Origin of the sequence: Pelagicoccus sp. SDUM812002 (assembly GCF_031127835.1) — a bacterium.
GTDB lineage: Bacteria > Verrucomicrobiota > Verrucomicrobiia > Opitutales > Opitutaceae > Pelagicoccus.
On sequence record NZ_JARXHX010000003.1, the window covers coordinates 292,830 to 304,519 of the forward strand.

The 11,690-nt window shown below is 52.0% G+C and carries 10 protein-coding genes and 1 tRNA gene; 2 read left to right on the top strand and 9 right to left on the bottom strand.

Features of this window, described 5'->3' with window-relative positions:
- Positions 1-2 precede the first annotated feature (2 nt).
- The 6 genes from QEH53_RS06815 to QEH53_RS06840 all read right to left on the bottom strand — a co-directional run bounded on the left by QEH53_RS06815 (position 3) and on the right by QEH53_RS06840 (position 5,538).
- Positions 3-734 (bottom strand): PRC-barrel domain-containing protein, encoded by a 732-nt coding sequence (locus tag QEH53_RS06815; protein ID WP_309022402.1) that lies wholly within the window; start codon positions 732-734, stop codon positions 3-5.
- Between the two features lie 53 nt (positions 735-787).
- Positions 788-1,312, bottom strand: coding sequence for a hypothetical protein (locus QEH53_RS06820; protein ID WP_309022403.1), 525 nt, complete (start codon positions 1,310-1,312; stop codon positions 788-790).
- 20 nt (positions 1,313-1,332) lie between these two features.
- Positions 1,333-1,509 carry a DUF1328 domain-containing protein gene (locus QEH53_RS06825; protein ID WP_309022404.1) on the bottom strand — a complete coding sequence of 59 codons (177 nt, stop codon included), beginning with the start codon at positions 1,507-1,509 and terminating at the stop codon, positions 1,333-1,335.
- A 256-nt stretch (positions 1,510-1,765) separates the two neighbouring features.
- The gene (locus tag QEH53_RS06830; RefSeq protein WP_309022405.1) at positions 1,766-3,553 is read right to left on the bottom strand and encodes an ATP-binding protein; all 1,788 of its coding nucleotides are present in this window, start codon (positions 3,551-3,553) and stop codon (positions 1,766-1,768) included.
- A gap of 31 nt (positions 3,554-3,584) precedes the next feature.
- The gene (locus tag QEH53_RS06835) at positions 3,585-4,937 is read right to left on the bottom strand and encodes a sigma-54 dependent transcriptional regulator (RefSeq protein ID WP_309022406.1); all 1,353 of its coding nucleotides are present in this window, start codon (positions 4,935-4,937) and stop codon (positions 3,585-3,587) included.
- A gap of 52 nt (positions 4,938-4,989) precedes the next feature.
- Complete coding sequence (locus tag QEH53_RS06840) at positions 4,990-5,538, bottom strand: DNA starvation/stationary phase protection protein (RefSeq protein WP_309022407.1); 549 nt, start codon at positions 5,536-5,538, stop codon at positions 4,990-4,992.
- Between the two features lie 270 nt (positions 5,539-5,808).
- Here QEH53_RS06840 and QEH53_RS06845 point away from each other — a divergent pair, with 270 nt between their 5' ends.
- Both QEH53_RS06845 and nhaC read left to right on the top strand, forming a co-directional pair.
- A complete protein-coding gene (locus QEH53_RS06845; protein ID WP_309022408.1) occupies positions 5,809-7,098 on the top strand; it encodes a glycosyltransferase in 1,290 nt (429 codons plus the stop codon).
- Positions 7,099-7,314: 216 nt separating this feature from the next.
- Complete coding sequence (nhaC, locus tag QEH53_RS06850) at positions 7,315-8,835, top strand: Na+/H+ antiporter NhaC (RefSeq protein WP_309022409.1); 1,521 nt, start codon at positions 7,315-7,317, stop codon at positions 8,833-8,835.
- 39 nt (positions 8,836-8,874) lie between these two features.
- On the opposite strand, the gene proB is transcribed toward nhaC, so the two are convergent.
- From proB to QEH53_RS06865, 3 genes are all read right to left on the bottom strand, one after another.
- Entirely contained in the window at positions 8,875-9,963 is a 1,089-nt protein-coding gene (gene proB, locus QEH53_RS06855; protein ID WP_309022410.1) for a glutamate 5-kinase, read from the bottom strand.
- A gap of 525 nt (positions 9,964-10,488) precedes the next feature.
- Positions 10,489-10,563, bottom strand: a tRNA-Met gene (locus QEH53_RS06860).
- Between the two features lie 140 nt (positions 10,564-10,703).
- Entirely contained in the window at positions 10,704-11,666 is a 963-nt protein-coding gene (locus tag QEH53_RS06865; protein ID WP_309022411.1) for an alpha/beta hydrolase-fold protein, read from the bottom strand.
- Positions 11,667-11,690: the final 24 nt, after the last annotated feature.

Sequence of the window (11,690 nt, forward strand, 5' to 3'; positions counted from 1 at the left end):
CACTAGTAGGAAGATAAATCTACTTTTTGCTGATCCCCCAAAGTCAAACGCCCCTCACTAAGATCGGCACTGGGACTCTCTTGTAGGTGATAAGAACTACACTTGGTGCAAAAGCTCTTACTCGCGTAGTCTACGCTCAGCGAGATGTCCTTTTGCTTAGTGGAAACCAAACGTACACCGCCAGACTCGGATGGCTTTGTATCCACTGCCAAATACGCGACGGAGAAGTCGCTCAGATCAAGGATCAAGTCGCATGCACGACCCAGAGATTTTTCTCCATTCCTCACCTCGTAGCCCAGGACCTCTTTCAGCGATCGAAGATTGGGCTCCATTTCCTGGGGCATACTTTCCTTAGGCAATGGATCATCGGCAGGGTACCCAGAGGCTATTCCGGTGGTTTCTCTGCCGGGCGCACTCAGCCAATAGGGGGCGAGCTGATAGTGCTTCAAAGCAGCTGTCTCCACCGCTCGCGAGAATGGCACCTCACTCTCAAATTCCGGAGCTGAGTCGAGTACCTGCTTGCTAATAAGCAATGGAAACACCCCCTGATTCGCCGCCAATTCGACCCGATCAATACTCTCCGGCGAGACCAGACTCCGTTTCTTGAATACAAAGCCTCCATCCACTGCGACGACGTGGCGTAATTTCCAAGCACCGTCCTCGAAGTAAAGATCGTCGCAACTTCCAGACTCCTCCCCTTTGCAATGCAAGGGAAGACCCATCATATAATCCATACTGTATAACATTGTTTCCTCCTCTGTTTTCAGTGAAATGACAAAACCAGCTTCTAATCCGAAACCTTGTTTTTCAATTCCTGCAGCGACTCAGTGAACGAGTCCCATTTCTTCTTGGTTTCGAGCTTCACCTCGCTCCACCCTTTCTCGGTCGCGTTCTTAGTTTTCTCGAGCTGGAGTTTCAAATCAGTCCTCTCCTCTTTCAACGCTTCCAGAGCCTCGCGGGCCTTAACTCGACCCTCCGCAGTGCTTCCTTCAACTTTCTCGGTGAGCAACTCAACTTGCTGGTCGAGGGCAATGAATTGCCTATTCAGAAATTCGACGGCGTCCTCCTTTTTACCATGGGTCAGGTCTGAAAAGTCGCTCCACGCAGATTGGGTAGCATCCTTAGCGTAAGTCGCTGCTTGCTGAGTCGCATCGAAAGCCTTGTTCAACGACTCCTTCGTCGATTCAGTGACGTTCATATCCGTTTCGTCCGACTTATCGTTGTCGCTGCATGCAGAGCCCCATGCGAGACACGCAAGGGCTACCGCGGAATAGGCTAATCTTTTGCCCAGAATTCTATTCGAGTGCTTCATAAAGTGTAGGGAGTAAATGGCTACCTAGGTTCCTCACCGGATCCCCACCGCGCTAAGAGAACGGATACGACCCATACCGACAGAAACAGGAAGAAAAGGACTTGGGCGACGGGAGCGGCAGCACCGGATACGCCACCGAACCCTAGGGCGGCGGAGATTATCGCTAAAATCAAAAATACAGGAGAGTATCTCAACATGCTGTTTTGTCCCTAAACGTTACTCGTTTCCGAAACGGTTGCACAACGCCTCTACGGTTCATGACAGTCCATCCGCAAGTCCTGCGCCAGACGGATGGGAGGGCATGCGTCCCACGTTCGAGAGCAGTGAAAGAAGATATTGAAGTGGAACGACTACTTCTCGCCTTGCAGATTGCATAGGGAGAATGTGGCCATCTTGCCCAATGCAAGAAAAGTGGATCGATTGAGTCTGTAACAAATCCTTGCTAAACAGGAGCTAAACCGCAGCAGAATCAATTTTTTCACGTGAATCTACCGGATCGATCTCCAGGAAAAAATCACACCCTCGCGGGCTTAGCGGAGCACAGCCAACACTCCCGTCGTGTGCGATGGCTATGTCCTTCACAATAGACAAGCCAAGCCCAACACCGTCGATCTTGCGGTGTCGGCGCGAGCGGTAGAACTTCTCAAATACAATCTCCCGATCCTCCTCGCTCAGGCCCGGCCCCTCGTCCCTGACACCGAAACGAACACGAGATCCTACCAAGCAAGCGTACACTTCCACCTTCGACCCCGCAGGACTGAACTTGATCGCGTTCGAGACGTAATTCGAAAGTCCTACCTCGATCGCTTTTAGATCCACTGAAACCTTGGGCAACGTCTCTTCGACCTGAGAAACCAGTTGAATGTCTTTGCTTTGCGAGGCCATCGAAAACGCATCGATCACTGACGAGATTATTCGTAGTGGAGATTCCACGACAGAATCAAGCCTAGGCGATTTGCGTTCTAGACGAGCGATTTCGAGAAAGTGATCCAGTAGTCGTCGCAAGCGAGCCAGATCGTCAACCGCCATTTGCAACATGTCCTCCTGGTCATTGGTCAATTCACCGAGGCTCTTTTCCAAAACAAGGTGCAGCGCCATAGTCGCGCTTGTTACAGGCGTTTTGATCTCGTGGCTGACGGTCGCTACCATGTCGCTCTTCAATTCGTCTGATAGACGCAATTGGGTGATATCCTGCAGTACCAACCCACACTCGATTTCGTCGACAGCGTCACTATCGACTCGCACAAAGATCGGCAGGAAAAAACGGGTCTCGTTTCCGATTTTGACCGATACCGTTTCATCGAAATCTGTTTCCACGATCTCCTCCCCCGTCCCGAAAACCTTCTCGATCCTGTCCGTTAGCTGCGGCAGGAGGGCTGCATCCCAGCTTACGTGCGATAGTAGCTCCAAGGCGGCGGGGTTTTGATAAGCAAGGTCTCGCTCGGTGTTCAGAAATACGACTGGATTGGGCAAGTTGTTGAAGCACTCCTCCATGCGGCGCCGCGTCCGAGCCACCTGCTTGTCGGTCAATCTCTGGTACTCCGCTATTCGCCCGGCCATTTCCACAAAGGCGTTTTCAAGGCGAGCGATCTCGTCCTTACTGCTCGGCGTGTAGCCAGCCATGTCGTATTGCCCATCGCCGATTCGGGCCGCCGATTCTGTCAAGGCGTCTATTGGCTTCAAGATGCGTTGGCTTAATTGGAACGCTACATAACCCATCAGAAAAACGCTAGCGACGATAGCGGAGACCACTACATAGAAGTGAGTCTGCGAATCGCCGCGAAGAACGTCATTCGTATTCTTTATGATCGAATTGTTATCGGAAATTGAGCGAAAGCCGGCAGCTTCGATTTGCTCGACGAGCGGGTTCAAAAGCTTCAAACGTGGACCATTCTTACCTTCGAAAACGGCCGTTCCCATCGACATCAAGTTACGCAGGAATGGAGTCAGGTCTTCCTCAACCTGATCTGACTCCATCCAGTTCTCAAAGACAGGCATGCTGCGCTCGTAGGCGCTTCGGGCTAATTCGTGTTCTCCATCCGCTTCCAGCAATATAGCGCGCTCGAGCTGCGAAGTGGCGAGCAGCACGCGCTCAACCTGCGATATCGATCCATACCGCTCGATTTGCAAGCGGTCTAACTCCCGACTCAATTTCGCGTGATTGTAAACCGAATACAGGCAAACAAGGATCAACAATCCGGCAACCGGAAACATCCCGATATAAAGTTTAGAACGCAGCATCTTATTACGTCTAACTCAGTTTAAGTAAAAACTAAAGTAGGCCAAGTTTCTTTCGCTTTCGATAAAGGGTCGCTGAATCGATGCCAAGGGTTCGCGCCGCTTGCTCCAAGCTATCACAGCGCTCCAGCACCCGTTTAATGTGCTCGTCCTCAAGCGCCTGGAGAGTGACGTCGTTACCGAGTCCATTGATCAGGGCACTTCCACTACCGGTTTGAGCCGCACCGCTGATTTCGTTCGGCAAATCCGACAGTGTCACCGTATTTCCCGAGCAGAGGATCAAACACCGTTCCACAACGTTGTTGAGCTCGCGTAAGTTTCCTGGCCAGTTGTAGGCGAGAATGGCCTCCAAGGCATCCTCCTCGACCGTGGCTACCTCGCGCCCCATCTTGCGAGCATAGAATTCAACGTAATCGGATACTAAGATCTCAAGGTCTCTCTTGCGCTCGGCAAGGCCGGGCAGATGCAACGAGATTACGTTTAGGCGATAGAATAAATCCTCTCGGAAACGGCCCTCCCGAACCTCTTCCTGCAAGTCCTTGTTTGTCGCCGCCAAAATGCGAACATTCGCAGCGCGCGTCTTTGTTTCACCGATACGTTCGTACAAACGCTCTTGAAGCAGCCTAAGCAACTTGGACTGCACCTCTAGAGGAATGTCCGCTACCTCGTCCAAAAAGAGCGTTCCCCCTTCCGCAGCATCGACCTTTCCCCAAGTATCCTTGACGGCTCCCGTGAAGCTTCCTTTCAAATGCCCGAAGAGTTCGCTCTCTAGCAGTTCTTTTGACAGGCTGGGACAATGGACCACCACAAACGGTTCACCCGTACGGTCGCTCATTTCATGTATTCGCCTAGACAATACAGTCTTGCCAGTCCCGCTAGGACCGAGCAACAGAATGTTAGCGTCTGACTTCGCAGCCTTTTCTGCCACTTTATAGATCTGCTGCATTCGGGAATCCTGAGATTCGAAGCGGATTCCCGGAGACTTGTCAGCGAGGCGCGACTCTAGCTCTGTAACCTTGTTTGCGAGCGAAAGACTGTCTTCCAGCTTCCGTAGGGCTTGGCGAATCTGCTCTGGAACGAAAGGTTTCGCCACGTAATCGAATATGCCCTTCCGGGTCGCTTCAATAGCGGTCTCGATAGAAGAATACGCCGTGAACATGATCACTGGCATTTCGAATCCTTGCTTGCGCATCTCGTCGAAGACATCGAGCCCGTTTTCTTCGCCCAAACGCAAATCTAGGAATACCGCATCAAAGCGATCTTCCCCGAGCTTACGTAACGCTTGGCTGCCACTGAACGCAGACACCGACTGGTGTCCCATCGTCTTCAGACTGAGTGCGGTTGTCTTCTGTATATTACTTTCGTCGTCAACGATCAGGATTTTCATATGGAAAAGGGCAGCTCACAACCCAAACGGTTTCGAACGATCCGGGCAACCCCTACAATGCATCGTCGATCAATTTCCTCGATAACGAATCGTGCCCGAGGTAGTGGTCGATCTCATGAGCTCTCTCCTCTCGCTCCATTAACACCCGTTTCAAAAGCGTCTCTGTGCCGTAATCTTTTAGCTCCGAAGCGTTGCCTATCGTCTCGCCGACGAATGAGATCAAGGCCTGTTCGTTCTCTAAGTCACTTTTGAGCATGGCACGGATCGGAAAAACGCCTTCGGGCTCCGGCTCCAACAAGCTCTTTGCTGCTTGCGCTAGCATCGAGGCAGTCGGAACTGCTCCAAGGGTGGTCATCCGTTCAGCGATCGCATCAAGGTGCCTCTGTGTCTCAACATACGATTCCTCGAAAAAGACGTGCAAGTCCCGGTGCTCGGGGCCTTCTACCACCCAATGGTGCTTCAGATATTGGTGGTACTGCGTCGATAGGCTCGAAACCATAGTGTCGAGAAAGCCTGACATTTGCTTGGCCGTAAAGCTCGGGAGTCCTATCGCATTGCGCTCAAGTTCATCTATCTCCTGTAACTGCGTCTTCTCTATCATAGCTGCGCTGTACGCTAGGACTGCGCCAATACGTGCAACATCCCTGCGTTTAGGAGCTTATCAGTTGACTGTTAGAGACTTGCGGAGCGTCAAGGTGGACAACTCTGGCGGTAATTTTCGGATCCCTTGCAAATTGCAGCAAAAAGCCGGTTAGACGAATGCCGATTGCAGGGCTTGAGGCAGGGTTGGTCGAGAACCGCAAGCGACACCGGAATGTTACTTCGCTGCCATCGACAAACTCCGAAGAGCTTCTCTATCTAGCGAACCTAAATGACCATCGTCATCACCACCCACGGCTCGACGGGTGACATCTACCCGCTCATTCGACTCGCGATATCCTTGCAAGATGCCGGTCATACGGTTCGCTTTGCAACGAGTCGCCCCTTTAAGCCCGATGTGGAGTCAGCAGGCGTGCCCTTTTTCCAAATTCCCCCAGATTGGGAAAAGTCGGAGCTGCAATACTGGATGGGCCGGCTTCAAAAACTCAAGTCGCCCGTCTCCCAACTCAAGGAAATGTATAAGGCTGCAACTCCGCATCTCGAGGCCATTTTGGACGCAATGGAGGAAGCGATCGAAGGAGCGGACTGCTTGGTTTCCTCCTACCTGTTTCCCATAAACAAGGCTATCGCAGAGAAGCACAACATCCCCTTCGTCTCCTACGCTTTTGCGCACAATACCGTCCCATCCCGTTTCTATCCACCGCACGAGTTTCCGCGACTGCGCGGCATGCCAGACTGGCTTCAACTTCGTTGGAATCGGCTTTGCTGGAAAATCGGTAATGTCGTAGTGGATACAGCAATCAATACGACGATCTCTCGGGCGTTCAAACGCAAGGGCTTGCCAGGCGTCAAAGACTTCTTCTCCAAATCCGCCGAACTCGTGTTAGTCGCAGTCTCTCCTTCCTTGATGCGACCTAAAATAAAACTGCACCCTCGTTTTCAATTCACCGGATACTGTCGTTGGCAGTACCCCACGTGCGAGCGAAGCGAACGCGCCATCGAAGACTTTCGCGGCAAACAACCGGTCCCGATTATTACATTTGGCAGCATGGTCTACGATCAGCCGGAGGCCGTTATGGCTCGGCTCGTGACCGCCTGGCCCAAAGATAGGAAGTTGATCGTCCAAACCGGCTGGTCGGGCTTCAAAGTTCCTCCCTCTGCCACAAACATACTGGAATTGGGCCCCATGTCCCACGATCAGCTGCTGCGGCATGCTTCTGTCGTCATTCACCATGGTGGAGCTGGCACCACGGCCTCCGTTCTCTACGCAGGAAAACCTCACATAGTAGTGCCTCACATCGGCGATCAGGATTTCTTTTCCGCAGAGGTGAAACGCCTGGGGTGCGGCATCAAGTTGGGTAAAAAGAGTTGGCCTGAAAAATTGGCTGCAAAGGTTGAACAAATCGAAGGCGACTCGAGCTATCAAGTTGCTGCCCAGCAAGCGCTAATCCAACTTGAACAAGAAGACGGGCCAACGGAAGCGGTTCACCAGATTGAGGCATTCCTGCAGCATCGACGACAGCTAATCGGCGAGTTCCTCAGCTCAGACGAAGAATTTTGAGAATCTTCAGTATCCTATTTTTGGTTACAAAACGAAGCAGTAGGTTCGATTACTCGAGAAGTAGAAAGGTCAAGTTTACCCTTGATCCTCGATCTTACGTGGTTAGACGAGTAAGCAGTCAACCCTGATGACGCCCCTGTCATTGCAGGAGTCAAGGCATATTGTCCTCAGGGCAACTCATCCGTATTCCTTGTCCGAATACATGTCACGGCCACCATGAATAAAACCGAATTACAACCCAAATTCACGCTAGCGATTACGCCCGTCATTCTGACGCTCCTAGTCATAGGGCTTCAGATCTTCTACTTCGGTGTGTTCGAACCGCATATCCCGCTCGCTATCGGTCTGGCTATCACCAGCTTGGTCGGCATTCGCCTCGGTCTCAAATGGACCGATATCGAAGAAGGGATTTTTCACGTGATACATGTGGCCCTTCCTTCTGTCTCTGTCTTGATAACAGTCGGTATGATTATCGGCGTCTGGATTGCGAGTGGCACAGTTCCGAGCATTATCTATTTCGGGCTAAAGATATTGTCTCCCGAGTACTTCCTCGTGGCTAGCATGATCATTTGCGCCTTCGTCTCCATCTCGCTCGGCACCTCATGGGGAACGGTCGGGACCGTAGGACTCGCCCTCATGGGCATCGGAGCTGGATTTGAAATACCGATGTATTGGACAGCGGGAGCTGTCGTTTCCGGATCCTTCTTCGGCGATAAGGTTTCGCCTCTCTCAGATACGACCAACCTCGCGCCTGCAGTCACCGGGACGGACGTGTTCTCCCATATTAAGAACATGATACCCACGACGATCCCGGCCATGCTGATCGCTTTGGTCATCTATCTCATTGCGGGATTCCAACTGGTCGGCACCGAAACCGTCTCGTTCGATAAAATCGAGGCAATCACGACAGCTCTGGACGCAAACTTCACAATCTCCGGTTGGCTACTCGTACCCGCGCTTTTGGTCATGGTCTTAGCACTCAAGAAATACCCACCGATTCCCTCTCTCTTCGCAGGCGTAGTGGTGGGAGCGATCGTCGCCATGGTCGCCCAAGGGGCTTCTCTCGAGTCCGTCTTCCAGTACGCAAACAACGGCTACTCGATCGAAACCGGCGTCGCCCAAATCGACGGACTGCTTAATCGCGGTGGAATCCAATCGATGATGTGGACGATATCCCTTATCCTCATCGCTCTCGGATTTGGTGGAGCACTCGAGAGAACCGGCTGCTTAAGAGCCATCATCAACGCGATCCAAAGCAAGGTCCAAACTTTCGGCGGGACTCAAGCCGCCGCCATCGGGACCTCGTTTGCTACGAACCTAGTCGCCGGCGACCCTTACCTCTCTATCGCTCTTCCCGGACGTATGTTTTCACCGCTCTACCGCGGTCTGCGCTACTCGACCCTCAATCTTTCCAGAGGCATCGAAGAAGGGGGTACATTGATGTCGCCACTGATCCCCTGGAACGCAGGTGGCGCTTTCGTGATCACCGCCCTGGGACTCCAAATCGGCGAGGGACACATGGAAAACCTGCTCTACATTCCCCTCGCCTTTGCTTGTTGGCTGGCTCCCTGCATAGGCGTTTTCTACGCGGCTACTGGATTATTTTCCCCCAAGGCAACTCGTAAAGAAATGCGCCGTTGGAAGAAAGATGACGAGGAGATCGCTGCAGGTTACCCTCCCATTTCCGAGAGCGAAACCCGAATGCCCGACCCGCGCAACCATTCAAACTCTGGATAGCGCAGATCCGTAACCAGCAAACTGAGTCCAACGACTTCGCTAGACAAAGGCAAAGTCGTTTTTATGCACGACATCAGGCCGCGTACGATAGCCTAGAACTGAGAAGATATCCGGACTGCGACGTTCGAGAAGAGCTTGTGCTTCGTGGTGATTAAAGGCAACGATACCCCTCGCCACCTCCTGGTCGCCTACGCTGATACTCACGATATCACCACGGTCAAACTCACCCGTCACCTTAAGTAGATCCTCTGGGAAAAGACTTCGTCCCTCCCTCAATCCTGATAGCGACTTCTGGCGAACCTCTAGAAATCCGCGGATATCAAGGCTCGTGGCAATCCAAAGGTGTCGAGCGCTCTCGGGCGTGATATCGGACTCGATTATGGTGTGTACTCGCGAACCATCAATCGCATCTACCACGGGGTTCACACAGCTGCCACTTGTGATGTGCGTACGACACCCCGAAGCGAGGGCGATTTCCGCGGCTTGCAGCTTGGTAATCATCCCGCCCGTGCCCGCTCCAGAAGCACCGCCAGCGAGAGAGAAAACACTTTCGTCCAAGTGATCGACCCTCTCGACGATCCGTCCCTCTTTATCAAGAAGGCCTCCTACGTTCGTCAAAATAACTAAATCGTCTGCTTCCACCAAGTGGCAAACCTTCGCCGCGAGGCGGTCGTTATCGCCCACTCTCAGGTGCTTAGTCGCAACCGTATCGTTTTCGTTTACGATCGGCACGATCCCCTGCTTCAGCAATTCTTCCAGCGTGTCTTCTGCATTCACAAAACGCTTCCGATCATCGAAATCGGAACGAGTGATCAAAATCTGGGCGATGCGCATGTCGTGTTCCGAGGCGAAGTTTTGATACGCGGCCATCAAGGCCGGTTGTCCCAGAGCAGCTGCAGCCTGTTTCTGAGGCAAGGTCAGGCTCTCCTCCGGAGTCCTCGCGCCATAGCGTCGTCCCAAAGCAACCGAGCCCGAGGAGACCAAAACCACTTGGAAATTTCGCGCGCGCAGACTCACCACGTCATTCATGAGGTGATAGAGGAAATCCATGCGCAGTTTTCCCGTTTCGTCGCTCACGAGCAAACTGGACCCTATCTTAATGACAATTGTTCTGTCTCTTGCTTCCATCAGATTTCGTCGTTAACTAGAGCTCAAAAGTCACGGTTAGTTGGGCGTTAGCAGAATACGGCCGCATTTTTGTGCACACTGAATCGGAGTTTTCTTTTAAATACAAAACGATGATGTTCTTGAGTTTATGGACAATAATTGGGCCCACCTTAGACCTAAGCTGGGCAGTAAAGCCACCCAGTACGTGCAATCTCCGAAATTTGTCAAAACAACGATTCGGGAACCAGATCCTAGTCCTGAGCGAAACGAAACTAAAGTATCCTAAGATTTGATACACCGACATGTAATGTTTTCGTAATTCATTTCTCACTACAAAATCCGAGAACATAGGTTTCCAGGCTCCACGCACCTTTCAGGTTCATCACCCGGTGCCAGGCAGCAAAGCATGACTACCTCGACAGCGATGTCGACCGAATAGGCTACTGCAGGGCTTGAAAGGCCCCACACTTGGTTTTTTTCCCAGATCTAAGATTCAAAAACAAAAAAGCCGGTTCCTCGCGGAACCGGCTTCAGAAAGTCAGAGAGTGGTGCCAAGGGGCAGATTTGAACTGCCGACCAAGAGCTTATGAGTCTCCTGCTCTACCACTGAGCTACCCTGGCATCTCTCAGAAAGAGATGGAAAACCTGCTGCTCAACAGGGGCAAGTCAAGTCTCTATTGAACACTTTTCCGGTAATTTTGCTCGTCAGCTGAACGTCGACAATCGATGGGAATCGCCACTATCTTCCGTGATTCGAGCTTCTACAGATCGCTGTAAATCCATCTCAACGCCTCTGGCAAAAGAGCTCCAGCATGGTCGTCGTTATGCACGCCATCCGTCCAAACTGCTTCGACCTCGTAACGAGGGCCTTCGATACCCCTCCTGTCCGCCTTGGCATTCGCATAGTCTAGGGCTGCGAGCATTTGCTGGTTTGCCAAAAACCAGTTTCCCCATTCGTTGTCCAAGTCTTGGTGCCCATCCTGAAGGAACATACGGATTGGACGAATCGGTTCCCTGCGAATTAAGGCGGGATAGTCTTGGCCACCTAAGCGAGGTGGATTTTCGTTCGGGCGAAATCCTATGGAGACATAGCTTCCAATGAAGCTCAAAACCTTCCCAAACGCATCCGGACGATACCAGGCAACTGTGAAAGCGCAAATAGCCCCGCTACTCGTGCCGCCTATGCACCGCAAATCCGGGTCCTCGCTCAAGTTGTAGGACTTACCCACTTCAGGCAGCATCTCATCAAGCAAAAAGCGCGAGTAGCGATCATCCATAGCATCGTATTCAGGCGCTCGATGGTTCGGATTTCCCCAGCCGAGATCGTCTGGATAATGTTCCGATAGGTTTCCAGGAGTGATAAAGATACCAATGGTCACCGGCATCTCGCCTTTACCGATAAGGTTCTCCATCACCTGCGGCACCCGCAGAACCCCTTCGGGATGTGTCGCCCGTTGGCCGTCGTGAAATACTAGCACACCCGCCGGAGTGCTCGCTTCGTACTGTGCTGGAACGAAAAGCCAATAGCGCCGCACTGTCCCCTCGATAATTTTACTGTGAAATTCGAAAGGACCTAAAAATTCACCTTTCGGAATTCCTTCTTGTGGCAGATGGTCTTGCGAAAGTCCCTCCGATGGGGTTCGTATTTCCAGATTCCTCGCTTCAAATGATGTAGTTACAAATAGGATACAAATAAAGGATAACGCTGTTCTCATAATTGACATTCGGATACGAGCGACGACGCGGCC